Origin of the sequence: Microcosmobacter mediterraneus (assembly GCF_031846265.1) — a bacterium.
GTDB lineage: Bacteria > Bacteroidota > Bacteroidia > Flavobacteriales > Flavobacteriaceae > Microcosmobacter > Microcosmobacter mediterraneus.
On record NZ_JAVRIA010000004.1, the window covers coordinates 189,192 to 214,174 of the forward strand.

Annotated in this window: 22 protein-coding genes; 13 read left to right on the forward strand and 9 right to left on the reverse strand. The window is 32.9% G+C overall.

The features are described 5' to 3' along the window. Positions 1–110 precede the first annotated feature (110 nt). On the forward strand, positions 111–1,508 hold the full coding sequence (locus tag RM697_RS09105) for an FAD-binding oxidoreductase (RefSeq protein WP_311427570.1): 1,398 nt from the start codon (positions 111–113) through the stop codon (positions 1,506–1,508). Positions 1,509–1,534: 26 nt separating this feature from the next. Here RM697_RS09105 and RM697_RS09110 read toward each other — a convergent pair whose 3' ends face one another. Then, on the reverse strand, positions 1,535–2,389 hold the full coding sequence (locus tag RM697_RS09110; protein WP_311427571.1) for a UDP-2,3-diacylglucosamine diphosphatase: 855 nt from the start codon (positions 2,387–2,389) through the stop codon (positions 1,535–1,537). A gap of 186 nt (positions 2,390–2,575) precedes the next feature. Between RM697_RS09110 and aroC the strand changes: the two genes are divergently transcribed. From aroC to RM697_RS09145, 7 genes are all read left to right on the forward strand, one after another. Further along, a complete protein-coding gene (gene aroC / locus RM697_RS09115) occupies positions 2,576–3,640 on the forward strand; it encodes a chorismate synthase (protein ID WP_311427572.1) in 1,065 nt (354 codons plus the stop codon). 42 nt (positions 3,641–3,682) lie between these two features. Then, positions 3,683–5,005: a dicarboxylate/amino acid:cation symporter gene (locus RM697_RS09120; protein WP_311427573.1), complete on the forward strand. Its 1,323-nt coding sequence runs from the start codon at positions 3,683–3,685 to the stop codon at positions 5,003–5,005. A gap of 61 nt (positions 5,006–5,066) precedes the next feature. Further along, positions 5,067–6,104, forward strand: coding sequence for a glutathione synthase (gene gshB / locus RM697_RS09125; protein WP_311427574.1), 1,038 nt, complete (start codon positions 5,067–5,069; stop codon positions 6,102–6,104). Continuing rightward, positions 6,097–6,921 carry a sulfurtransferase gene (locus tag RM697_RS09130; RefSeq protein WP_311427575.1) on the forward strand — a complete coding sequence of 275 codons (825 nt, stop codon included), beginning with the start codon at positions 6,097–6,099 and terminating at the stop codon, positions 6,919–6,921. The genes gshB and RM697_RS09130 overlap by 8 nt, the downstream gene beginning before the upstream one ends. A 1-nt stretch (position 6,922) precedes the next feature. After that, the gene (locus RM697_RS09135; protein ID WP_311427576.1) at positions 6,923–7,255 is read left to right on the forward strand and encodes a hypothetical protein; all 333 of its coding nucleotides are present in this window, start codon (positions 6,923–6,925) and stop codon (positions 7,253–7,255) included. 4 nt (positions 7,256–7,259) lie between these two features. After that, positions 7,260–8,090: an N-formylglutamate amidohydrolase gene (locus RM697_RS09140; RefSeq protein WP_311427577.1), complete on the forward strand. Its 831-nt coding sequence runs from the start codon at positions 7,260–7,262 to the stop codon at positions 8,088–8,090. After that, positions 8,091–9,251: a peptidase MATCAP family protein gene (locus RM697_RS09145; RefSeq protein ID WP_311427578.1), complete on the forward strand. Its 1,161-nt coding sequence runs from the start codon at positions 8,091–8,093 to the stop codon at positions 9,249–9,251. A gap of 1 nt (position 9,252) precedes the next feature. On the opposite strand, the gene RM697_RS09150 is transcribed toward RM697_RS09145, so the two are convergent. Genes RM697_RS09150 through RM697_RS09160 form a run of 3 tightly spaced genes read right to left on the reverse strand, consistent with a single transcriptional unit; the run spans position 9,253 to position 12,611 of the window. Then, on the reverse strand, positions 9,253–9,771 hold the full coding sequence (locus RM697_RS09150) for a DUF7935 family protein (RefSeq protein ID WP_311427579.1): 519 nt from the start codon (positions 9,769–9,771) through the stop codon (positions 9,253–9,255). Between the two features lie 5 nt (positions 9,772–9,776). Then, positions 9,777–11,339 carry an FMN-binding glutamate synthase family protein gene (locus RM697_RS09155; RefSeq protein WP_311427580.1) on the reverse strand — a complete coding sequence of 521 codons (1,563 nt, stop codon included), beginning with the start codon at positions 11,337–11,339 and terminating at the stop codon, positions 9,777–9,779. Between the two features lie 3 nt (positions 11,340–11,342). Beyond that, the gene (locus tag RM697_RS09160) at positions 11,343–12,611 is read right to left on the reverse strand and encodes an amidohydrolase (protein ID WP_311427581.1); all 1,269 of its coding nucleotides are present in this window, start codon (positions 12,609–12,611) and stop codon (positions 11,343–11,345) included. Positions 12,612–12,747: 136 nt separating this feature from the next. Here RM697_RS09160 and RM697_RS09165 point away from each other — a divergent pair, with 136 nt between their 5' ends. The 3 genes from RM697_RS09165 (at position 12,748) to RM697_RS09175 (ending at position 16,561) form a co-directional block, all read left to right on the forward strand. Next, positions 12,748–15,078 carry an ATP-dependent helicase gene (locus RM697_RS09165; protein ID WP_311427582.1) on the forward strand — a complete coding sequence of 777 codons (2,331 nt, stop codon included), beginning with the start codon at positions 12,748–12,750 and terminating at the stop codon, positions 15,076–15,078. A 114-nt stretch (positions 15,079–15,192) separates the two neighbouring features. Beyond that, positions 15,193–15,888 carry a hypothetical protein gene (locus tag RM697_RS09170; RefSeq protein WP_311427583.1) on the forward strand — a complete coding sequence of 232 codons (696 nt, stop codon included), beginning with the start codon at positions 15,193–15,195 and terminating at the stop codon, positions 15,886–15,888. Between the two features lie 52 nt (positions 15,889–15,940). Next, a complete protein-coding gene (locus tag RM697_RS09175) occupies positions 15,941–16,561 on the forward strand; it encodes an L-threonylcarbamoyladenylate synthase (RefSeq protein WP_311427584.1) in 621 nt (206 codons plus the stop codon). Here the strand turns inward: RM697_RS09175 and RM697_RS09180 are convergent. The 3 genes from RM697_RS09180 to RM697_RS09190 form a co-directional block, all read right to left on the reverse strand. Continuing rightward, the gene (locus tag RM697_RS09180; protein ID WP_311427585.1) at positions 16,558–17,343 is read right to left on the reverse strand and encodes a M15 family metallopeptidase; all 786 of its coding nucleotides are present in this window, start codon (positions 17,341–17,343) and stop codon (positions 16,558–16,560) included. The genes RM697_RS09175 and RM697_RS09180 overlap by 4 nt on opposite strands. Positions 17,344–17,889: 546 nt before the next feature. Continuing rightward, a complete protein-coding gene (locus RM697_RS09185) occupies positions 17,890–18,309 on the reverse strand; it encodes a thiol-disulfide oxidoreductase DCC family protein (RefSeq protein WP_311427586.1) in 420 nt (139 codons plus the stop codon). Between the two features lie 19 nt (positions 18,310–18,328). Beyond that, on the reverse strand, positions 18,329–20,095 hold the full coding sequence (locus tag RM697_RS09190; RefSeq protein WP_311427587.1) for a tetratricopeptide repeat protein: 1,767 nt from the start codon (positions 20,093–20,095) through the stop codon (positions 18,329–18,331). A gap of 384 nt (positions 20,096–20,479) precedes the next feature. On the opposite strand from RM697_RS09190, the gene RM697_RS09195 reads away from it, so the two are divergent. Together RM697_RS09195 and RM697_RS09200 are read left to right on the forward strand one after the other, a co-directional pair. Continuing rightward, complete coding sequence (locus RM697_RS09195; protein WP_311427588.1) at positions 20,480–21,412, forward strand: hypothetical protein; 933 nt, start codon at positions 20,480–20,482, stop codon at positions 21,410–21,412. 20 nt (positions 21,413–21,432) lie between these two features. Further along, positions 21,433–23,049 (forward strand): thiol-activated cytolysin family protein, encoded by a 1,617-nt coding sequence (locus RM697_RS09200; protein ID WP_311427589.1) that lies wholly within the window; start codon positions 21,433–21,435, stop codon positions 23,047–23,049. Between the two features lie 44 nt (positions 23,050–23,093). On the opposite strand, the gene RM697_RS09205 is transcribed toward RM697_RS09200, so the two are convergent. Continuing rightward, positions 23,094–23,759: a YggS family pyridoxal phosphate-dependent enzyme gene (locus tag RM697_RS09205; protein ID WP_311427590.1), complete on the reverse strand. Its 666-nt coding sequence runs from the start codon at positions 23,757–23,759 to the stop codon at positions 23,094–23,096. Beyond that, on the reverse strand, positions 23,760–24,983 hold the full coding sequence (locus tag RM697_RS09210) for a DUF1015 domain-containing protein (protein ID WP_311427591.1): 1,224 nt from the start codon (positions 24,981–24,983) through the stop codon (positions 23,760–23,762).

The following is a 24,983-nucleotide window of genomic DNA, read 5'->3' on the forward strand; positions in this document are numbered from 1 at the left end:
CAGTAAAACTATATTAGCTTCCTTAATTTTGTAGTATTACAATTAATTAAATAACTAAATTTAGACTTTGAAGCTTTTTAGTTTAATACTCTATTTTTTTAAGCAATCTTATGAATTCTATCATTGAATCATTTTTTAATATTCTTAAGCCAGATCAAATACTTAAAGGTTCTGATTTACAAGAACGTTATCATCATATTTGGCATATGGATAAACCTCTCTTTGTTAGAGCATTACTGCTTCCAGAGTCAACATCTCAAGTTTCAGAGATTATGAAAATTTGTGATATGGCTAATCAACCAGTTACAGTATTTGGTGGCTTAACTAACCTTGTTGGAAGTACTGAAACTAATGAAGAAGAGGTTGTAATTTCTATGGAGCGTATGAACACTATAGAAAATCCTGATCTACAGAGCAGAACCATAACAGTTGAAGCTGGTGCTATCCTTGAGAATATACAAAATAAAGTTACTGAGAGTGGAATGCTTTTTCCGCTAAACTATGGTGCAAAGGGTTCTGCGCAAATCGGAGGATCAATTTCAACAAATGCAGGAGGACTTCAGGTAATACGTTACGGAATGACAAGGAATTTAGTACTTGGTTTGGAGGTTGTGCTGGCTAATGGCACTATATTAACATCATTAAAAAAGATTATTAAGGATAACTCAGGCTATGATTTAAAGCAGCTGTTTATTGGATCTGAAGGCACACTTGGTATTGTCACTAAAGCCGTATTAAAATTGGTTGAGTCACCCAAAAGTCAAGTTTGTGCTTTTGTAGGCATTAATAACTATGATAATGTTGTTGAGTTTATGCGCTTTATGGATAAAGGATTAGCTGGCACCATGAGTAGTTTTGAACTTATTTGGAAAAATTCGTTTATAACATTAACAAAAGATCCATCTATTGATAGAACTCCATTACCATATGATTATAATTATTATGTTTTAGTGGAAAGCTTAGGAAGTAATCAACAACAAGACCAATTGCGGTTTGAAAATCTTTTGGAAGACGCATTAAATAGCGCACTTATTGAAGATGCTGCTCTAGCATACGTTAAGTCCGAGTTGAATTGGTTTTGGCACATAAGAGAAAATGTTGACGCTTTGGTAGCAGTTTGTAAGTATGATCAGCATTTTGATATCAGTGTACCTGTTAATGAAATCGGAAGAACTATTACTTCTATTACAGAAGATTTAGAGAAAATTAACGGCGTAGCTCATATTTTTCCTTTTGGACATGTTGGAGATGGAAACATTCACTTTATCATTGGAAAAGAAAGTGAAGATGACTCGTTAAGAAAAAAAATAAATTCAGTTATTTATAAGCCTCTAAAAGCTTTAGGAGGATCTGTTTCTGCCGAACATGGTATTGGATTACATAAAAAAGATTACTTGCATTTATGCAGAACTACAGAAGAGATCACACTCATGAAACAATTAAAACATCTAATGGATCCTAAACAGATTTTAAATCGTGGAAAAATATTGGATATGAATGGTAAATAGAGGTTTACTTTAAGCTATATTTTCACTCAATCCGAAGATGCTTTTTTTAGTGGTTTATCAACTATTGTAATAGCTGCAATAAGATCTTTAACTTCCATATCCTTTATATCTTCATCAGCAAAGAAAGGTGATAATTTATCCGCACTGTAGTTGTAGATCTTCCAACGCTTAAACTGATATTCTAAAGCTGTTAAATTCTCAACCCAATCACCAGAATTCAAATACATGGTTTGACCATGTTTAGTCTTCTTTATTTCCATTTTTGGCTGATGAATATGACCGCAAATTACATAATCGTACCCATTTTCAATAGCTAAGTCTGATGCAACATTTTCAAAATTATGGATGTATTTAATAGCGCCTTTTACACTATTCTTTATTTTTTTTGAAAGTGAATATTTTTCCTTGCCTAAAGACTTTAAGCACCAATTTACAAAGCGATTAATTAGAATGAGCATATCATAACCATAACCACCTAATTTAGCTAACCATTTTGCATTCTGTATTGAAATATCAAAAACATCACCATGAAAAACCCATGCTTTCTTGCCATCTAGCTTTAAAATAGTTTTGTCTACTATAGAAATCTTACCAATTGAAGTGTTACTAAATTTACGTAACATCTCATCATGATTTCCTGTAACATAAATAACTTCTGTACCTTCAGAAGCCATGTCTATTATTTTTTTAATAACTCTTAGATGCGATTTAGGAAAGTAACGTTTGCTAAACTGCCATATATCTACAATATCACCATTTAAAACTAATGTTTTAGGTTCTATACTATTGAGGTAAGTGAGTACTTGTTTGGCATGACAACCGTAAGTTCCAAGATGAACATCAGAAATTACAGCAACTTCTATTTTACGCTTAAGTTTCAATAGGGCAATTTTATTACTGCAAATAACTAACACATATATTATTTAAAGTTTACCTATTAATTAATTTATGCTTAGCTTTTGGTTAATTAAATGTTATGGAATTTTAATTAATATTTTAGCATTAAATTCTTTTGTGATTTTTGATTCTCTTAGAATACAATTACATTAGCAAAAAAACAGGTTTTAATGGCGGGAAACACCTTCGGTAAATTATTTAAACTGACCACATTCGGAGAGTCTCATGGTGAAGCTATAGGAGGTATAATTGATGGTTGTCCAGCAGGATTAGAACTCAATTTTGATGCAATACAGAATGAAATGAATCGTCGTAAACCTGGCCAATCAGAGATTGTTACGCAGCGCAAAGAGCCAGATACCGTAGAATTTTATTCTGGCATATTTGAAGGTAAAACCACAGGAACTCCAATAGGTTTTGTTATTAAAAATACCAATCAAAAATCTAAAGATTATTCTCATATAAAGGACGTTTACAGGCCAAGTCATGCAGATTATACTTACGAAAAAAAGTATGGTGTAAGAGATTATAGAGGAGGAGGTCGTAGCTCTGCACGTGAAACGGCTTGTAGAGTTGTTGCAGGTGCCATCGCAAAACAACTATTGAGTACTATTAAAATTAATGCTTTTACATCTTCTGTTGGTGATATTTTTTTAGAGAAATCTTATCAAGACTTAGATTTTTCTAATACAGAAAATAATGCTATACGCTGTCCAGATAAGGATACTGCAGAGCTTATGATATCTAAGATTAAAGAAATACGAAAAGAAGGCGATACTATTGGTGGTACTGTAACTTGTGTGTTGCAAAATGTACCAGTTGGTTTAGGAGAACCTGTCTTTGATAAACTCCATGCAGAACTGGGTAAAGCCATGCTATCCATTAATGCTGTAAAAGGTTTTGAATATGGCAGTGGGTTTTGTGGTGCTCGCATGAAAGGAAGTGAACATAACGATTTGTTCAATGATGATGGTAGTACCAAAACGAATCTTTCTGGAGGAATTCAAGGCGGAATTAGCAATGGTATGGATGTTTATTTTAGAGTAGCTTTTAAACCAGTTGCTACGATTATACAAAAACAAGATACTTTAGATAGTTCTGGTAATATTGTTGAAATGCAAGGCAAAGGCAGACACGATCCTTGTGTGGTACCAAGAGCGATACCAATCGTTGAAGCTATGGCTGCATTGGTTTTAGCGGATTATATGTTATTAGATAAAGTTAGTAGATTATAATGAATAAGTTTTCCACTTTTGTGGAAATCAAAATAGATTTTGATGAAAAAACTCGCATTACACTGGAAAATTATTATCGGAATGGTTCTCGGAGTCATTTTTGGTTTTATAATGAATTCTTTAGATAATCAACAATTTGTAACCGATTGGATATCACCTTTTGGAACAATTTTCATTAACCTTTTAAAGTTAATAGCAGTGCCATTAATTTTAGCCTCGTTGATTAAGGGAATTTCTGATTTAAAAGATATTTCTAAAATAAAATCAATGGGTTTGCGTACTATAGTTATTTATATGGCTACAACTTTGGTTGCAGTTATTATTGGGCTAAGTATTGTAAATACGGTTCAGCCTGGAAATGGTATGCCAGAGGATACTATTGAAAAAATTAAATTAAAATATGCTAATGATGCTGGTGTAACAGATAAATTAGAAAAAGCTAGTGCACAACAGGATGCTGGACCACTACAAGCTTTAGTCGATATTTTTCCGAGTAATATTTTTAAATCTCTAACTGAAGCTTCTATGCTTCAAGTCATATTCTTTGCCTTATTTGTTGGAATTTGTTTACTGCTCATAGGAGAAAAAAAGGCAAAACCTTTGGTAGATTTTTTCGACTCACTTAATGAGGTCGTCATGAAAATGGTAGATTTAATCATGCTATTTGCACCATATGCTGTTTTTGCATTATTGGCAAATGTTATTATTTCTTTCGATGATGCCGAAATTTTAGTAAAACTTTTATGGTATGCGGCTTGTGTTTTTGGAGGCTTAGTATTGTTAATTGGCTTTTACCTCATTCTTATAAGTGTTTATGTAAAAAAATCACCATTGTGGTTCTTAAAGCAAATCAGTCCTGCTCAATTATTAGCGTTTTCAACAAGCTCAAGTGCAGCAACACTTCCTGTAACTATGGAGCGTGTGGAAGAGCATTTAGGTGTAGATAAAGAAGTCTCTGGGTTTGTATTACCTGTTGGAGCAACAGTTAATATGGATGGTACCAGTTTATACCAAGGTATTGCAGCAGTTTTTATTATGCAAGTGCTTTGGCCAGAAGGCTTAACATTTACAAATCAATTGGTAATTATTGGCACGTCTGTATTGGCCTCTATTGGAAGTGCTGCAGTGCCAAGTGCAGGAATTGTAATGTTGGTCGTGGTATTAGAAACTATTGGTTTCCCTGCGGAATTATTACCTATTGGTATAGCACTAATTTTTGCTGTAGATAGACCTTTAGATATGTGCAGAACTGTGGTTAATGTTACTGGAGATGCCACAGTGTCTATGATGGTTGCGAAGCCTTTAGGTAAATTACACGATCCTAAACCTAAAGAATGGGATGACCATTATGATGCGGTTAAATAGTTTAAATTATAACAAAAGTTTAGTATTTTTAAGTTAATATAACGGACTAAAATTAAGAGATATGAATGTTTGCTTTATAATGTATCCTTGGGAACAGATTGATGCCGAAAATGATACAAGCTTAGCTTTAATTAAGGAATGTGCCAAACGAGGTCATGGTGTTGCGATGTGTACACCAGCAAACTTAACCATTAGAGATAGTGTAACGAGTGCATTCTGCACAGTTATTGGCAGAATGGAAAAAGTTCCAGGCTCTTTAAAGGCATTTTATAACAAAGCAGAGCTAAGAGAAGAAATGTTACCATTAGCTGGATTTGATGCGATTTTCTTTAGAGCAAATCCGCCGTTAGATCCTATAATGCTTAACTTCTTAGATTCTGTTAAAGATGATGTGTTTATAGTAAATTCCTTGCAAGGCATGCGAGAAGCTAACAATAAATTATACACAGCAGCCTTTGGAGATGCACATAGTAATATTATTCCTAATACACATGTATCAAAAAATAAGGATTATTTAATTCAACAAATTAGAGAGTCAAAATCTGACAAGATGATTATTAAACCATTGAATGGTTTTGGAGGTTCAGGCGTAATTCTTATTGAAAAATCGGCAATGAACAATATTAATTCATTATTGGATTTCTATGTTACAAGTGGTGATGGAGGATCAAATTATGTTATTCTTCAAGATTATATTGAAGGTGCAGATGAAGGTGATGTTAGAATTTTATTGCTTAATGGAGAGCCTGTAGGTGCCATGAAACGCGTTCCAGGTAAAGACGATCATAGATCTAATGTCTCTGCTGGTGGAAGTGTTCAAAAACATGCCTTAAGCAAAGCTGAGAAAGCACTTTGTAAACAAATTGGTCCGAAATTAGTTAATGATGGACTCTATTTTGTAGGTATTGATGTCATTGGTGGCAAACTTGTTGAAGTCAATGTTATGTCTCCTGGAGGCATCACCTATATTAATAAAGTATACAAACCAAAGATAAAAGTAGAAGAAAAAGTAATAGACTTCCTTGAGAGTAAAGTTGTAGATAAGTTACAGGCCTTTGATAGACGTACACGTTTACGAAAAACAGTACAAGATGCTTAATAATGGGCTTAAATCTTCGCCTATTGTTAGTTGTAATTGGTTGCATAAAAATTTACACCTTGAAAATTTAGTTTTACTAGATGCTAGTGTAAAAAGTAATGTTCCAGAATCTCTATCGGAATATATACCAAGCTCAATTCCTTTAGATATCAAAGGTAAATTTAGTGATGTATCTGGAAAATTCCCTAATACCATGCCATCGCTTGAGCAATTTCAACATGAAGCTCAAAAGCTAGGAATTAATAATAATTCCTTAGTTGTGGTCTATGATGATAAAGGTTTGTATTGGAGTCCTAGAGTTTGGTGGTTATTCAAAATATTTGGCTTTAGTAATGTTTATGTTTTAGATGGTGGACTACCAGAATGGAAGGCAAGAGGGTTTAAAGTAGTATCATCTTCAGATACTAGAGCGCATTTAGTAAGTGATTTATCTGTAAAGTATGATAATGACAAGATGTGCTTTTATAAGGATATCAAAGAATTAACTGATAATCCCAATGTTTTAATATTAGATGCACGATCTCAGGACCGTTTTGAATGTAAGGTGCCTGAGCCTCGCGATGGCTTAAGAAGTGGAACAATACGAAACTCTAAAAATTTGCCATTCACTCAATTACTAGATGGAAATTGTCTAAAACCTAAGGCTGAATTAAAAACTATTTTTGATACTTTTGAAAGTAATGATAAATCATTAGTGTTTTCATGTGGCTCTGGCATTACAGCTTGTATTCTAGCTTTAGCAGCAGAAATAGCAGGTTATGAAAAACTTAGTGTTTATGATGGCTCTTGGACAGAATATGGAACATTAACGAAGTAATATGGAATCAGAAACTAATTGGACAAAAGACGAACTCATTGCATACATATTGCTTTATGCATCGCATTCAAATTTAGATGAAGATAATCATGAGCGTAATGTCATTATATCCAAAGTAGACATGCAAACCTTTCAGAAAATCCATGACGAGTTTGATGCTGATAATGATTACCAAAGTATTCAGAAAATCATATCTGGATTAAAAGCTCACCATTATTCTGCTGATGATTTAACCATGCTCTTTGTAGATATAAAAGTGTTGTTTTTTGCAGATGGCGAATTTGATAGCGTAGAACAATTTATGTATGCATACTTAAAAAAGATATTAAATTAATACTATGGAAAGACTTAGCATAGATGAAATTATATCAAAGATAGAAGCTGAGGAAACATTTCATGCCGTTTCTGAAGATTATTCATTCACTTTAAAGATCGATACCTATGTGCATTACGTTTGTGGTGCTGTGCATGATGGACATCAGTTTAGGGAAGAGCTTTGGGATAACTGTATACATACCGAATATGAACGTTGGTACGAAGAAGATCCTGAAACCAAAAATATGATTGCTTCACATCCTATAGTTATTGCTGGCTTAGATTCTCGCTTTGAGTACGACTTAAATCGTGCTCCTGAAGATGCTGTTTTTGAAACGGCTTGGGGAAAGCAGTTATGGCATAATCCACTTCCCCAAGAAATGAAGCAGAAAAGTTTAGACAAACACACTAACTTTTATAAGGTAGTACATGCTTTAATTAATAAAATTGAAAGTAAGTTTGGTGTTTGTGTAGTTTATGACATGCACAGTTACAATTGGAAGCGTTGGGATAGGGAAGTGCCAACTTGGAATTTAGGAACATCAAATGTAGATAATGAGCGTTTTGGAAAAGACATTGAATTATGGCGACAAAGCTTATCAGAGATTACATTTTCTCATAGTATAAAATCTACTTCCAAAATCAATGACACCTTTCAAGGTAATGGTTATTTCCTAAAATTTATTACTAATAACTTCAAGAATACCTTAGTTTTGGCAACTGAAATTGCGAAAGTATATTGTGATGAATATTCTTACGTTAATTATCCTGAAGTCGTTGCAGCTGTTGAGCAACAATTGCGCTATAAACTTCCGGAACACGCTTATAATTTTTATCAAAAACACAAAAGCTAAATGCCTCAAATTTCGGCCACAGACGAATACCAAAGTTTATTTGATATTGATGCCAACCTTAATCGGTTAGTTAAGAATATTGAATTACTTCGGTATATAAATCCTCTTAATATTGAGAATGAAAAGAAAAAATTCTTTTCATCTAAATATAATTACGAGCCCATTTTTAAATATCCGAAAGTTAATTTCAATGGCTACAAACTGCATAGGTTGTTCTATTCGCAACGTTTAGAGCGTATTGAAAATGAATCTATTAGACAGTTGTATGAAGATATTATCTATGGCTATTCTGGTTTAATAGAGTGTATTGAAACTATTGGTCAAGGCAGAAAATTCTATTATAACAGTCTTAAAAGTTTTGGAACACCAACTGAGAAGGATATTGATAACGCAAAATTTATTTTGCGATTTGATGACGAAGATTTTAATGAAGACATGCTGCCATTGTATAATGTGCATGAAGCTAAAGCTTACTTTGAAGAGTTTAGTATACGTTATGATTTTAAGTATAATCTAAAATTGTCAACACATATTTCTGCTGCTGCAATGGTTTTAAATAACACCCAAACTTTGGTATTACGTAAAAACCATAAATACAGTAAGAATCAGTTAAAGGTACTTGCCAATCATGAAATAGGTGTACACATGGTCACAACGTTTAATGGACTAAGCCAACCTTTAAAGGTGTTTTCAAACGGGTTTCCTAATAATGTAGAAACACAAGAAGGATTAGCTGTCTACTCAGAGTTTATGTCTGGTTGTCTAACCTTACAGCGCTTAAAAGAATTAGCATTTAGAACCATAGCTGTAGACAGTTTACATAAAGGTTATAGTTTTTCTGACACCTTTGATTTATTGCATAATCAATACAAACTCAATAGAGATAAGGCCTATTCAGTAACCTTGCGTGTGCATAGAGGAGGAGGCTTTACAAAAGATCATCTTTACCTTTCTGGTTTAAAAAAGGTTTTTAAATATGCACAAAATGATAATGATCTTGGATTGTTGCTCACTGGTAAAGTATCTCTAGAGTATATAGAAACGATTAAAGAATCTATTAATCTTGGTTTAGCAATATCTCCAAAATTTTATACAGATGCTTATACCAAGAATAATAATGCTAATAAAGATTTAGAGTTTATTTTAAAGGGTCTAAAGTAACTTACCAAAACTCGCTAATTTCTTGTTTTATAAAAGATAGTGCAGCATTACTTGGTGATTGTTTCTCCATCATCTCGGTTAAAATGACTTCTCTAAGTTTATCTGCAGTTGTTGTTTTTTCTAGCATGCTTCCTTTTCTAATGAGCTGAATAGTTGCATTTTTTGCTGCCATGATAATACTCCAACATTGATCACTTACATAAATTTGTTGGGATAAATTATGCTCTAATTCTTGTTCAATAGTTGCTATAAGTAGAGACTCATAACTTTCTTTATCAGAAGATGTTGGACTTACTCTAGTTAATAGTTTTGAAGGTTTTATTCGCTCCAGAAATAGAGTCATTCGTTCATAGGCCTGTAAACGAATTGGGAATCCTTCTTTTTGTAAATCTTTTGTAATTAAAAAGTTACGTCTGTTATTTTCATTCTGTACGTGTTCTTTAAAAAACATGTAAGCAATAGCTCCAGTAACTAATGCAGGAATGGTATACATTAAAAGATTGATGAGTTGTTGTTCCATAAAAATTAGTTCTTCTTTTTTCCGCCAAGATAATCACAATCTTTTAAATGTTGCATGCCTTTAAATTCTACAGGAGTTTTTTTGTAATTAAATGTTTTGTCAAAATTCTTAGTTAGATGATGATCATCTACATTCATTTCTACATCACTCATATTAAATTGGCAAGGATGTTCATAACCAGCAGCATGTGTAATTTCTATGAGTTCTTTTTTGAAAGTTTTAAAATATTGCGCTAAACGTTCAGATTTAAGAGGTATATTAATTCCGTTTTGTAACCATTTGCTCTGTGTGGCAATACCAGCAGGACAACGGTTAGTATGGCATATTTGAGCTTGAATACAACCAATACTCATCATAGCTTCTCGTGCTACATTAATAACATCAACTCCCATAGCAAAAGCCATAGCAGCTTTAGCAGGGAAACCCAATTTACCACTACCAACAAATACAATGCGCTCAGTTAATCCTTTACTTTGGAATAGTCTGTAAATATCACTAAATCCATAAATCCAAGGTAAAGACACATGGTCTGCAAAACTTGGAGGAGCAGCGCCTGTTCCGCCTTCGCCACCATCTATAGCGATAAAATCTGGACCTCTATTGGTTTTTACCATAATATCTGCGAGCTCTTTCCATTGCTCTAATTTGCCTATTGCAGCTTTAATACCAACAGGTAAACCTGTAGCCTCAGCAATAGATTCAATAAAATCTACCAATTCTGGCACAGAAGAAAAAGCCTTGTGGTTAGGTGGAGATAAAACGGTTTTACCAATTTCAACACCTCTGATTTCAGCAATCTCTTTAGTTATTTTTTTTCCTGGTAAAACACCACCTTTTCCTGGTTTTGCACCTTGTGATAGTTTAACTTCTATAGCTCTTACAAAGGGATTATTTTCAACGAGCTTAATCATTTTTTCCATAGAGAATCCACCATCTTCAGAACGTACTCCAAAATAACCTGTACCAAAATGAAAAACCACATCACCACCATGACTATGGTAAGGCGATAAACCTCCTTCACCAGTATTGTGGTATGCTCCAGCTATTTTAACACCTTTATTTAAAGACTCTATAGCTTTAGCAGATAAAGACCCAAAACTCATTGCTGAGATATTAATAATAGAAGCTGGCCTATATGGACGCCTTCTATTATTAAATGCTCCCATAACCTTTGCACAAGGCACAAAGGACATATCAGAGGTGTTAGGATGCTCTTTTTTAAGCTTATAAGGCATCATGGCGTTATTGATAAAAATATGCTGATGTGCATAGATATCTCTATCAGTACCAAAACCTTCGTAATTATTTTCTTGTTTAGCAGAAGCATAAATCCAACCACGCTCTATCCGATTAAAAGGAAGCTCTTCTCTGTTATTAGCCACAAAGTACTGACGCATTTCTGGACCAATACTTTCTAATAAATAACGTAAGTGACCAACAACTGGAAAGTTATGTTTTATAGTACTGGTTTTTTGAAAAAGTACATCTTTTACAGCGACTAATATGATTATAATTATAACCCAAAGCCACCAAGGAATCTTTCCTAAATATTCTAATACAGAATCCATAAATTAATGGTTTAAAAAATCTAAAGTTAATTGAGTAAAGGCTTTAACTCCAAGTAGAAGACCACTTTCATCAATAAAGAAACTTGGCGTATGATGAGCATTAGCTTTTGTATTGCCTTTAGTCATTCCGCCGAGGTAAAAATAAAATCCAGGAACTTCTTCTTGAAAATATGAGAAATCTTCACCTATGGTTTCTGCTTTAATTTGTATTACTTTATCATCACTTGCTGCTTCTTTTAAACTAGGCAACATTTGGTTGACCAATGCATGATCATTAAATACGATAGCTGTTTGATCTTCAAACGAAATAGTTGCCTCACCACCATAAGCTTTAGCAATAGTTTCTGTCATTTCAGTCATACGCTTATTAATCAACGCTTTCATATCTGGATCTAAAGTACGAATGGTTCCAATAAGTTCTGCAGTTTCTGGTATGATATTAAATCGAACTCCACTTGATATTTTTCCGACGGAAATTACAGCTGCTTCATTGATAAGTTTTGATTCACGACTTATTATAGTCTGAAAACCTTCAATAATTTTTGCAGAGATGAGTATTGGATCAACACCAAACCATGGTGCAGCACCATGAGTTTGTTTGCCTTTTATGTTTACTACAAAGCGTTCTACAGCAGCCATAGCTCCTCCAGGTTTGTAATGAATTTCGCCAACTTCAACCATAGATCGTAAATGCAAACCAAATATTACATCTACTTTAGGATTTTCTAATACGCCTTCTTTAATCATTAATTTTGCTCCACCTTCTTCACCAGGAGGTGCTCCTTCTTCAGCAGGTTGAAAAATAAATTTTACAGTACCTTTTATTTTGTCTTTGTGTTTAGACAGAACTTCTGCAACAGCCATTAAAATTGCTGTATGTCCATCATGTCCGCATGCATGTGCAACACCAGTTTCTGTACCTAAAAACGTTGTTTTTACTGTAGATTTAAATGGTAAATCACTCTCTTCAGTTACAGGAAGCGCATCTATATCTGCTCTTAATGCTACTACTTTTCCAGGTAAGTCTCCTTTTAATAAACCAACTACTCCTGTAATAGCAACACCTGTTTCAACTTCTAAACCAAGAGATTCTAGGTGTTTTGCAATTTTCTCAGCAGTTTTGAATTCCTGATTAGATAATTCTGGATTTTGATGAAAATCTCGTCGCCATTCAATTAACTTATCTTCTATATCTGTAATATCTTGTTCTAAACTAGATTGCGAGAACGTGAAAAATGTCCCTAAACAAAAAAAGAAAATAAAGTATTTCATAGTGTACGTTTTGAAGCTAAAGATAATTAAAATTCAACTTAAAAAAAGCGTTGATAAGTGTTTATAATTTATTGGTTGTATTGCCATATAAACCAAGTGTAATGGTTATTTTTAAGACTTATTAATTTCATAAGATTTGGATACATATTTAAGTCAATTAAATGAAGCACAACTAGCACCAACTTTGCAAAAGGATGGTCCAATGATCGTTATTGCTGGTGCAGGATCTGGTAAAACACGTGTGCTCACTTACAGGATTGCTTATTTAATGAGTCAGGGTGTTGATCCGTTTAATATACTATCATTAACTTTCACCAATAAGGCAGCACGTGAAATGAAAGGTCGTATTGCCAAAATTGTAGGTGAGAGTGAAGCAAAGAATTTATGGATGGGAACGTTTCATTCCGTATTTGCAAAAATTTTACGAATAGAATCTGACCGATTAGGCTATCCAAGCAATTTTACCATATATGATACTCAAGATTCTGATCGCCTTATTTCTTCAATAATTAAGGAAATGAATCTTGATAAAGATATTTATAAATATAAGCAAGTGCGTTCTCGTATTTCATCATATAAGAATAGTCTAATCACTGTTAAGGCGTATTTTAACAATCCTGAACTAATTGAAGCTGATACTACTGCTCGTAGACCACAAATTGGCAATATTTATAAAAATTATGTAGACCGTTGTTTTAAAGCAGGAGCTATGGATTTTGATGATTTATTATTAAAAACTAATGAATTGTTAACGCGCTTTCCAGATGTATTGGCTAAATATCAACATCGTTTTAAATATATTTTAGTGGATGAGTATCAGGATACCAATCATTCTCAATATTTAATTGTTAGAGCTTTATCAGATAGGTTTCAGAATATTTGTGTTGTTGGTGACGACGCTCAAAGTATCTATGCGTTTAGAGGTGCAAATATTAATAATATTCTCAATTTTCAGCGAGATTATGATGATGTCAAAGTCTTTCGTTTAGAGCAGAATTATCGTTCTACTAAAAACATTGTAAATGCTGCTAACTCTATAATTGATAAAAACCAGACTAAACTAGATAAGATAGTTTGGACAGCTAATGAAGAAGGTGCTAAAATAAAAGTGCATAGATCATTAACAGATGGTGATGAAGGCCGTTTTGTTGCGAGTACCATTTTTGAAAATAAGATGCATAATCAATTACCTAACAGTGATTTTGCAGTATTATATAGAACCAATGCTCAATCTAGAGCTATAGAAGATGCTTTGCGTAAACGAGATATTCCTTACAGAATTTATGGTGGATTATCGTTTTATCAACGCAAAGAGATTAAAGACGTATTATCGTATTTGAGATTAATTATAAATCCCGCTGATGAAGAAGCTCTAAAACGGGTTATTAATTTTCCAGGAAGAGGTATAGGACAAACCACAGTAGATAAGCTCATTGTTGCTGCAAATGGATATGATCGCTCCATTTTTGAAGTGATGAAACATATAGATAAGATTGAAATTAAAATCAATTCTGGCACAAAAGGAAAGCTTCAAGATTTTGTAACCATGATTGAGAGCTTCCAGGTTATGAATAAAAATGCTAATGCTTTTGAATTGGCAGAACACGTAACTAAAGCTTCAGGACTCATAAGAGAATTCAATAAAGATGGAACACCTGAAGGTATTACACGCTTAGAGAACATTGAAGAATTACTTAACGGTATTAAAGATTTTGTTGAAGGTCAAAAAGAGCTTGCAGATGCAACAGGATCATTACCAGAATTTTTAAAAGACGTTGCACTAGCAACAGATTTAGACGCTGATAAAGGCGATCCTAATCATGTTGCTTTAATGACCATTCACTTAGCAAAAGGTTTGGAGTTTCCTTATGTGTTTATTGTTGGTATGGAAGAAGATTTGTTTCCAAGCGCTATGAGTATGAATACACGAAGCGAATTAGAGGAAGAACGACGTTTGTTTTACGTAGCCTTAACTAGAGCAGAGAAACAGGCCTATCTTACATATACTTTATCTAGGTATCGTTGGGGAAAATTAATAGATGCCGAACCAAGTCGTTTTATTGAAGAAATAGACGAGCAATATTTAGATAATATTACACCAATAGAAGAGCGTCGTTTTAATCCTATGTTAGACGCCTCTATTTTTGGAGACGTTGAGCCAAATAAGATTAGATTTAAAAAGCCTACACAACGATCACCAAAACGGAAAACCGCTGAGAAACGTGCAGAGACATTTAAAATTAGCACGCCTAAAAATTTAAAGAAAATCTCAAGTTCTTCGGCTGCAACTAATCTTTTTGATAGTAAACTTACCGTAGGGAATTTTGTAAATCATCAGCGTTTTGGTAAAGGCGAAGTATTAAGTATTGAAGGTAAAGGTGCAGATATTAAAGCAGAAATTAATTTTGAAAATGGAGGTAAGAAAAAGTTGTTACTTCGTTTTGCTAAACTTGAAGTTATTGGTTAATGTATTGAATTTATTTACAGAAGATCAATGTTAAGCTGTAGTTAAAAAAGATAATTTGCGAGAGTTTTTAATGTAAAACGTATCTAAAGTTCTGTACAATTAAACACAAATGTTATGAAATATCTAATATTAATTACAGGACTATTAATTTTTAATTTTTCTTACGCTCAACCAGGTGGACAAGGTGGTAGAAATGGTGGTGGACCACCAGGTGGTCAAATGAATCGTAGTCAACAACAAAATGAAATACCAGAGTTTGATGCGTTCAAATTGGCTGGAGTATTTTCTTATGACGTAAAAGAAGCAGTCCAAAAAATAAAAATTAAAAAAGACAAAGATTTAGAGTTAAAGGTAATTAGAACAATTGTAACCTATAATAAACGAATGGATGAACTTAGTTTATTAAACTCTCAAAACTTTGATAGTATAAATATATTTATGAATACATTAATAATGGATTCAAGACAGCGATCAAATAGAGGAGGCCGTCAAATGAATAATCGTCAAAACCGAAATAATGAAGATTTTAGGGAACATAAGGCTAAAAAAGGTGATCCCATAAGAAATTATGTGGAGTTAAGTAAGGATAAAATTGATATAGTGAGAATGGAAGTTTTAAAAGAAGAAGAAGAACTAAATAATCAATTAAAGGCCATACTAAATGATAAACAATTTAATAAATGGACTAAATATCAAAATAAGATAAGAAAAGAATTAGTGCCTCCAAAACAAGAAGCAAATAGTCAAAATAGAAGAGGAGAAATGCATGGTGGACAAGGAAGACCTCCAGGAGGTGGAAACCGATTTTAGTAAAGTTTAGTTCTTAATTATGTCTTAGTTATTTTAATTCATTAAGCGTTTTATGGCACAATTATTAAAAATTTACAAGGAAAATCCCAACCCTAAGGAAATTAAGAAAGTAGTAGATGTGCTTAAATCTGGTGGCTTAATTATTTACCCAACAGATACAGTTTACGGTTTAGGATGTGATATTACTAATATTAAAGCTTTAGAGCGTGTTGCTAAAATAAAAGGCGTAAAGTTAGAAAAGTCTAATTTCTCTTTTATATGTAAAGATTTAAGTAATCTCAGTGATTATGTAAAACAAATAGATACGACTACGTTTAAAATCTTAAAGCGTGCCTTGCCTGGACCTTATACGTTTATTTTACCTGGCGCTAAGACTTTGCCTAATCCTTTTAAAAAGAGAAAAACAGTTGGTATTAGAGTGCCAGATAATGCTATTGCTTTAGATATCGTTGATGCACTTGGTAATCCAATAGTTTCAACATCTATACACGATGACGATGAGATTATTGAATATACAACAGACCCAGAGCTTATTTTAGAAAAATGGGATAAGCTAGTTGACATGGTCATCGATGGTGGTTATGGCGATAATGAAGCCTCAACTGTTATAGATTTATCAAAGGATGTTCCAGAAGTAATAAGAGAAGGTAAAGGGAGTTTAGAAATCTTTTAGTCTCTATTATAATATTGAGCTTCATTAGATATTCCATTAACGTAGTCACTAATAATGTTTAAACTCTCAGCAGTTTCAGCGCCATTAAATCCAATTATGTCATTTACAGTTATTATTGCATTGTAGTCATCTAAATACTGAGATGCAATTGGTAAGTAAGACCAATGCCATTGTTCTTCATTGTATCCAGTTCTTCCGCTTTCTTTTGAGGTATAAACTTGATAAAATCCAAAACGATTAGCATTTTTAGAAAGCCAGTTATATTCTATTGCACCTTTACCTGAATTAAAGTAGCTGCTACTTAGACTGTTAATATCTATGTCTGTTCCCCAATGATGCCTTGAAGTAGAAGGCATAGCACTATACTCTAATATTTTTTGAGAACGTTCTTTTGGATTTAAATTTGAAAATGTTTGCCATTTTCTTTCCCAAATACGCTTTTGATAGTTGAAGTTCCTTGCTCCTGAGATAATTTTTAAATCGATACCATCGTTTTTGGCAGCATTGAACATGAGTTTAAAACTATCAAAACAAACTGTATTTAGATATAATGGCTTGGATACATATTTTGATTCTACTAAAACAAATAAAGAATCATTTTTATAATCAATTTTACCGAGCAATCGTTCTTTACTAATTTTTGGTGTAGCAAGTTTAGCTAAAATGTTTTTAGGTTTTAGAGTATCGTTTTTTTCATTAACAATTTTAGTATGTTCTTGTTTGTGTTGCTTACAGGCACAAATTATTATAAGAACACAAAGTATTTTGAGGTGGTTCTTCATGTCCTTAAAAATAAGAAAAACCTCAAAGCGTAGCATCAATTCTATCTTAAAGATGCTTAACTATTAATTAGACTTTTAATAGTTAAGAACTCGATTCGTTCCTTACTAACCGAAATAAGGCTCGAGCTAAACTGCATTGCTTTGAGGTTTTTAAGTGTATTGATAATAAAAAAATCAACCAATTGACTAAACCAATTTATCAATAGGATAAAGATAGTATACCGTTAGTCTTAAAAAAATAACCGTTTAGGGAATCGGTGTTTTAGATGAGTGAAATGATGTTTTGATTGAGCGAAATAAAAATGCTGCATCTTGTAGAAGATTTTTACAATTCTATTTTTTTAAACAATTTTTTTTGGCTTTATAACGATATTTTAGTTTAGTAATTAGAGCATTATATACATTTACAGTAACAAAATAATGTGCTATTAATCAGATCATTCCCTCAATAAGATTTGAAAACATTAAAATTTTGTTAGGTTAAATTAGTTTTTAAGTTAGTTGTTAAATTTTGAAGAAAACTCCAGATGCTAGTCTGGAGTTTTTTTATGCTAAAAATTTATTTTTCAACTCAGGAGTAGGAATCATACAGGCATCTTTTTTGCCATACCACTTATATCTATTTTTGGCTATAAAGTCGTAAAACCAGTTTCTAATAAAAGTAGGCAGTATTCTAAATATGACTATTAAATTTCTTGGAAAACCTAATTTTGATACAATAGCAATGGCTGCAGACGATTTAATTTTTAAACCAAATTCCTCAGAATAGAGTAGTATGGAATCTGTTTTAGAAGTATCGATATTGTATTTTGCTATAACTGCTTTCCCAACTTTAGACTGTAAAGGTGCAAACCTAAATAAATCTTTTTTATCGTGTTTAATAACATAGATTACAGAACTATTACAGAGGTTACAGACACCATCAAAAAGAATTAATTGTTTATTTTTTGGCAGTTCTAAATTCACACTGCAAAGATACCACTTATTACAATGAGCTCAAATATTCTGTAAGATCTGTTTCTTTGTTTAATCCTAACTTTTTCTTAAGTCTATATTTAGATTTTAAAACACTATCTGGCAATACATTAAGCATGGAAGCAATTTCCTTGGTAGTTAAATTCATTTTTAAGAACGAAGCCAAACGCATTTCTTTTTCAGAAATATCTCCAGCTATTGATTTTATCTTATGATCAAAGTTGTTATGAACTTCAGAGAAGTAACTTTTAAAAACTTCCCAATCTTTGTCTTCGGCACTTTCCTTTTTTAATAACATGACCAATCGCCTAAACTCTACCTTAAATAATTCTGGTGATTTTTTAATTTTTTCTAAGTTCTCTTTAAGCTCTTGGATAAATGTACTTTTTTGCACTAGGTGTAAAGTCTGACTGGCTAACTCCTTCTTTTTAAAAGCAATTTCTTGTTTGTAGATTTCCTCTTGTTTTTCCTGTTCTATTTTGTTCTTTTTAATACGTTGCTTAAATCCAAAATAGAGGAGTCCTGCAATGGCTAAAAACGAAAACATACCTATGCCATAGAGCGTTTTGGTTAGTCTATCATTTTCAGCTTGTACGTTTAAGGTTTTAATTTCTTCTTCTTGTAAGGCTAAAGCTGCTTCTTTTTTCTCAGTTTCAAATTGTAAATGAAGCTCGTTTATTTTATCCATATTTTCTTTTCCAAAAATCGAGTCTTTGACAATGCCAAATTGTCTTTGATTTTCATAAGCACTTTTATAATCATTATTTCTAACATAGTATTTAGAAATTAAACTGTAATCATCTAATACTCCCCTTTTACTCTTGGCCTTCTTATTAACCTCTAATGATTTCTGATAATAGTACAGTGCTTGTTTGTCATTTTTTTCTAGACCAGCTACTCTCCCTAAATCCCTATAAGCTAGTGCTGATATTTTAGGCCAATTGTTTTCCTTCGTGATCTTTAAAGCATTATTATACCATATTTTTGCATTATTAAAGTCTAAAGCGCGCTTATAAGCTTGACCAATAAAATTATACATTCTTGCTAAGGAATGGGTGTCATTTACTTCTTTAAAATAGGCTGCAGATTCTTTGTATTTGTCTATGGCTTTTTGATAATCTTTTTTTCTTAATTGAAGCATGGCTATGTTAGCCTTTACGCGCATTAATCCAGGTTGATTTTTAGAGTTTACGTATGTTGTCTCTGCTTGTTCTAAATAGTCTATGGCTAAGTCATTATTGCCAACATGCATATAAACACCTGCTAAGTTCAAATAAAATCCTGATAATTTATTATCTGAGTATTCTAAACTTTGCGCCTTTCTTAATGCTTTTAATTGAGAATCTAAAGCACTATCAAAGTTTCCTATTTGCATTTGAGTAACACCAAGCATACTATATGCGCTGGCAACATCTGCCCCTAAATTAAGACTGTCTAATACAGGAATATGTTTAATGTATAAGTCTTCAGCTTTTTTAAGTTCAGCTTTTTCCATGAGATAAAAGGCACGCATTATTTCAGCTTTGGTAGAATACTTTAGATTATCGCTACTTATTGACGCATTAAATAGCGAGTCAATATATTTAATGGCAACTTCCGGCTTATTACCTATATATAGCTTACTTAATTCTTCATAAGATTTAAGAAGTTCATTTCCTTTCTGGGAATTAACTATTTGTAAAATACTGTCAATCTTAGCAGAGGTTTTTTTATTAATTGCTTGACCATAATTAAATAAAAATGATAACGTAAAAAGTATTGAAAAGATGGTTTTCATAGTGAGAATTTTAAGTGATTTTTCCAGAAATTAGATTGTGTAAACTTAAAGAAATAAATGCTGACTATACAATGGTATATGAATTTCAAATTTAACCTTGTCCGGATAAAATCTATGTGATTTTTGATTAATATTTTTTTAAATACTTGATAAACAGATGTTAGCATGTTTTAATTTTACTAGCCAGATCACTTTTTTGTCCATGTTTTTGTAAGCTTGTCCATACTTTGTCCATGCCAAAAATTAGAATTAGACTTCACTACTAGATAGTTTTGGGTCATCGTTAAGTCGATAAACACATTTTGTGGTGTCTTAATTTGGAATAGGCTGCAGACTATCCAATTTAAGCTCACTACAAAAACATTAACCACAAAATTAGTTATTATGAAAACAAATTCCCTAATCAAGGTTCTCCTTGTCTTATTAATACTATTTAATTATAGTTGTAGTAATGATAGTGAAGACGATCAAGATTCTGACAGTGATATAACCATTGCTGTTGATGAATACCCAAGCTCTGGCACTTTTTTAACAGAACTTATGTCTAGTTTAGATGGAAATATTAGTTATACCATTTCATCTCAAACAGTATCTCAATCCTTAATTATTGTTAATGATCAACTTGCAGTTGGCGATTGGCTTGCATTTGATTATGAAACCAATGAATTTTTCGAAGCTGAAATAACGGCAAGTAATGGTACAGAAACTGAAACTTTTTCTGTTGTTGTAAACATTAATGACGTAGATGATATTTGGGCTTTTTTAAATGGAGACTCTCGTGCAGCTTACGAAAACGCCAATGATGGTGATTGGGTTATGATCAAAGAAAGTGAGTATAATGATTTAGCTAACTATGTAATGGACACTTCTAAAAGTGGTGCTAGTGACAGCCAAATGTTTTCTGGCAGCTCAGTTGAAAATTACACTGGAAACAGAACTATAGCAAACGATAATGGCAATTCAATTCCTTCTAACAGTTATGTGTTTGCTTTTAAATACTATTCATGGATTAATAATGTGAATTCAAGTAAAGTCAAGTTGTCTCAAGATGATGCAGGTGGTGCTTATTTTGATTTAGGAAATACACTGCCAGAGCATAACGATGAGTTCACTCACTTTGTACTTAAAGGGTCTAGTACACCTACAACTTCAGAAAGCTTCATAGGCATGTATGCATCAGGAACAATAGGTGTAAGAGACAGTAATGGAAATAGTTATAAATGGCGAAATGGCGATGTAGAAAATTTAGATAATACAGCATCAGGAACTGTATTTCTTAATCAAGCTTTAAGTACAACACTAAAACAATGGGATTAATAACAAAATCAAAGAATATCATGAAAACAAATAAATATTATCAAATTATAGCCTTAGTTCTTATAGCTTTTGTAAGCTGCAGTAAGGAAGAAATAGAAAATGTTCCAAACATAAACCCTGATGCGCAAAGTATAGCAGAATATATCATGGGCTTAGATTACAATCAGCAAGATTTATTAAATGAGCAAGATACAGGTTTAGAGCCGAGTCTTCGTGTACCAGGAGTTCCACAAACTAATACTAACCCTCCTTTAGAAGGTCAGGTTTTAACTTGCACGACAACGGACTATGATTTGTATTCAAACTTTGAAAACATAGCCATATTAAGACCAAACCTTTCTAGCGTTTATCCTGGAGCTTTGGTTATTGGAGACGAGCAGATGGTTTTTGGGACACCAACACCTTTGTCCATAAATAGAGGTCCTGCCACGTTAAGGTTAGATTTACCAGGCATTGGTGATCAAGGTACTATTGTAGTTGATAATCCTGCTTCTAATGCAGAATTTGGTGCTAAGCTCGATAATGCATTGGAGTGGTGGAACGAAAACAACGGACAGTATCCTGATGGTGAAGGCTATGTTAATGATGCTGGCTCTACTTACGATTCCGCAACCTTGTACTCTTCTGTTCAATTAGGCTTGGATGTAGGCTTAAACTTAGCTTGGGCAGATAATAGTGTTGCCTCACAACTACAATTCGATTCTACTTCAGAAACACGTGTTGCTACTATGGTGTTTAAGCAAGTTTTTTACGATGTAACTATGGATAACCCAGCAAGTGTGGCTTCTGTTTTTGGAAATGATGTTTCATTAGAACAAGTACAGAGTCTTATTGATAATGAAAGACCACCAGCTTATGTCAGCTCAGTATCTTATGGACGTATTATTATGCTTCGTATGGAAACTACCTACGATGAAACTAATGCCTCCTTGGACGCAGCTTTAGAGTATGCAGCTGGTGTGGACATTGATGCTACAATAGATTCAGAATTGAGTGATGTATTAAAAACATCTTCTATTAAAATTTTGACCTTAGGAGGAAATGCTGAAGTTGCTGCGAGTTCTGTAAACTTGGTTTATGATGATGAGGAGGATATTAGTCCAGGAGTACTTAATGATATTATTACTGGCGAAAATGCTTTATACAGCAGAAATAATCCTGGAGTACCAATTTCATATACTATTAGATATTTAAAAGATAACTCTTTAGCAAAAATGGGCTATTCAGAATCATATACGGCTACAGAATGTGGAAGAACTGACTTTGACAATAAGCCTATTAAAGTTTATAATGACTTTGAAGTTAGAAACATGAGGATCCGCATATGGTATACCTACAATGAAGCAGGTGAGGAGGTGAATTACGATTCTGGTTGGAACACTATAACTGATGAGGATCAGGAAACATTTACCATTCCTGATGGCGCTTGGGATGTGGAATACGATTTAGAATATTATGGAACACTTGGTGTTGGCGGTTGGGAGAATTTTGATACAGATACTCCAGGTCATGTTGGTACTCAGATATGTTTACGTGGTTACAATCCATCTGGTTGGGGCAATGGTGATATTGCAATATGTTATGCATGTACTAACCCTCAAAGTAATTCTAGTGGATGCGATAATTATCCGGATTAAGTTAGTTTAGTAAAGGCGAGATTTTAGAGATAAAATCTCGCTTTTTAGTTATAGTTTCTAGCTCCAAAAATACTACTTCCAACACGTATCATATTGCTGCCACATTTTATAGCTAATTGGTAATCACCACTCATTCCCATGGATATAGTCTCCAGATTACAGTTTTTAGTTTTCAGTGTTTTTAACTTGTTAAAAGTGTTTGTTAGAAATATGAATTCTTCTTTAACCTGACTTTGATTATCAGTAAACGTTGCCATTCCCATGAGGCCAACAACCTTGACATTTTGTAATACTGAAAATTCCTCTGATGATAAAATAGTTTCAGCATCATCTTTACTCATGCCAAATTTAGAATCTTCTGAAGCTATTTTTATTTGAAGTAAACAATCAATGGTTCTATTGTGCTTTTTGGCTTGCTTATTAATTTCTTTTAGGAGCTTAAAATTATCTACACCATGAATTAAGCTCACAAAAGACGCCATGTATTTCACCTTATTGCGTTGCACATGACCAATCATATGCCATTGAATATCCTTAGGAAGTTGCTCATACTTCTCAACCATTTCCTGAATTTTATTCTCACCAAAAACAAGTTGTCTAGCGTCATAAGCTTTAATAATATCTGAAGCAGGTTTGGTTTTAGAAACTGCAACTAAAGTTACATGCTCTGGAAGCTGAGATTTTATATGCTGAAGATTATCTTTTATCATTTAATACTCATAAATCGTTAATCCACTTCGTAGCTTAGGTTCTATATATGTACTTTTCGGTGGCATTTTAAGGCCAGCGTCAGCGATGGCTTTCATTTGGTGTATGGTTGCAGAGACCATGCCAAATCCTATTTTAAAATTACCACTATCTATTTCAGTTTTAAGCGTTACTGCTTCATTCCTGCTATGAATATATTTAATACGTTCATCGTTACGTAAATCATCAATACCAAGGATTGGTTTCAATATAGTTTTGTAAAGCACCTGTGCATCTAACTTTTCTAACTCATTTTCAAATTTATATATGGTTTTACGCAAATACAGAGAATAAAACTCACCATCTAAATACATACTAAAATGATGTGCTTTACTTGGGTGATAAGGCAATTCGCCACGATTCTCAATTCTAAAAATACTATCTAATTGAATTAAAAACTCTTCTTTAGTTAAACCATTTAAATCTTTAATTAAGCGATTAAACTCGTGTATTCTTAAATCAGATTCAGGAATTAAGTAACTCATGAAAAAATTATACGATTTTTTCTCATTTGCTAAATCATCTTTAGACATTAGATAAGATGATGCTGAGCGATGATGACCATCTGCTATATAAATAGTATTGATAGTCTCAAACTCTTTCTGTATGGCTTGTATTTTAGTTTCATCTTCTATTTTCCATAAGTAATGCGTATCTCTATAGGTCATTGTAAACTCATATTCAGGAAATGCGTCTTGAGTTTCAATAATGATGTCTTTTATTACAGCATTATCTGGATAAGTGAGGAGTACTGGTTCTGCATTAAAGCCTACAGTTTTGAGATAGGTTTTAAAGAGTTTTTCTTTTTTTTCTAGGGTATCTTCGTGTTTTTTTATGATATCTTTTTCATAGTCTAGAGCACTAGAGGCTGCGATGATACCATTAAATACTTGGTCAAAACGATCTTCAATTCTATAGACATAAAATGATGGTTTATCGTCTTGTATAAACACTTCATCTTCCTTGAATTCTAGATACCGATTTCTCACTAAACGATAGCGTTCTTCTCCTGTAAGCTTTTGATCGTATTTAAATCCTGGATTAATAATATGTAAAAAGGAGTAAGGATTATAACTCATACGAGAGTCTCGCTCATCTAGAGTATAACTATCGTATGATCTAGAAGCGACCAAACCTACTTTACTACGAGTAGGTCTTACTGCTTTAAATGGAATTATTTTTGCCAT

What these genes read in the sequence shown, in the direction of transcription:
- RM697_RS09105 (WP_311427570.1), top strand. Translation starts at nt 111, where the DNA reads ATGAATTCTATCATTGAATCATTTTTTAATATTCTTAAGCCAGATCAA.
- aroC (WP_311427572.1), top strand. Translation starts at nt 2,576, where the DNA reads ATGGCGGGAAACACCTTCGGTAAATTATTTAAACTGACCACATTCGGA.
- RM697_RS09120 (WP_311427573.1), top strand. Translation starts at nt 3,683, where the DNA reads ATGAAAAAACTCGCATTACACTGGAAAATTATTATCGGAATGGTTCTC.
- gshB (WP_311427574.1), top strand. Translation starts at nt 5,067, where the DNA reads ATGAATGTTTGCTTTATAATGTATCCTTGGGAACAGATTGATGCCGAA.
- RM697_RS09130 (WP_311427575.1), top strand. Translation starts at nt 6,097, where the DNA reads ATGCTTAATAATGGGCTTAAATCTTCGCCTATTGTTAGTTGTAATTGG.
- RM697_RS09135 (WP_311427576.1), top strand. Translation starts at nt 6,923, where the DNA reads ATGGAATCAGAAACTAATTGGACAAAAGACGAACTCATTGCATACATA.
- RM697_RS09140 (WP_311427577.1), top strand. Translation starts at nt 7,260, where the DNA reads ATGGAAAGACTTAGCATAGATGAAATTATATCAAAGATAGAAGCTGAG.
- RM697_RS09145 (WP_311427578.1), top strand. Translation starts at nt 8,091, where the DNA reads ATGCCTCAAATTTCGGCCACAGACGAATACCAAAGTTTATTTGATATT.
- RM697_RS09150 (WP_311427579.1), bottom strand. Translation starts at nt 9,771, where the DNA reads ATGGAACAACAACTCATCAATCTTTTAATGTATACCATTCCTGCATTA.
- RM697_RS09155 (WP_311427580.1), bottom strand. Translation starts at nt 11,339, where the DNA reads ATGGATTCTGTATTAGAATATTTAGGAAAGATTCCTTGGTGGCTTTGG.
- RM697_RS09160 (WP_311427581.1), bottom strand. Translation starts at nt 12,611, where the DNA reads ATGAAATACTTTATTTTCTTTTTTTGTTTAGGGACATTTTTCACGTTC.
- RM697_RS09170 (WP_311427583.1), top strand. Translation starts at nt 15,193, where the DNA reads ATGAAATATCTAATATTAATTACAGGACTATTAATTTTTAATTTTTCT.
- RM697_RS09175 (WP_311427584.1), top strand. Translation starts at nt 15,941, where the DNA reads ATGGCACAATTATTAAAAATTTACAAGGAAAATCCCAACCCTAAGGAA.
- RM697_RS09180 (WP_311427585.1), bottom strand. Translation starts at nt 17,343, where the DNA reads ATGAAGAACCACCTCAAAATACTTTGTGTTCTTATAATAATTTGTGCC.
- RM697_RS09190 (WP_311427587.1), bottom strand. Translation starts at nt 20,095, where the DNA reads ATGAAAACCATCTTTTCAATACTTTTTACGTTATCATTTTTATTTAAT.
- RM697_RS09195 (WP_311427588.1), top strand. Translation starts at nt 20,480, where the DNA reads ATGAAAACAAATTCCCTAATCAAGGTTCTCCTTGTCTTATTAATACTA.
- RM697_RS09200 (WP_311427589.1), top strand. Translation starts at nt 21,433, where the DNA reads ATGAAAACAAATAAATATTATCAAATTATAGCCTTAGTTCTTATAGCT.
- RM697_RS09205 (WP_311427590.1), bottom strand. Translation starts at nt 23,759, where the DNA reads ATGATAAAAGATAATCTTCAGCATATAAAATCTCAGCTTCCAGAGCAT.
- RM697_RS09210 (WP_311427591.1), bottom strand. Translation starts at nt 24,983, where the DNA reads ATGGCAAAAATAATTCCATTTAAAGCAGTAAGACCTACTCGTAGTAAA.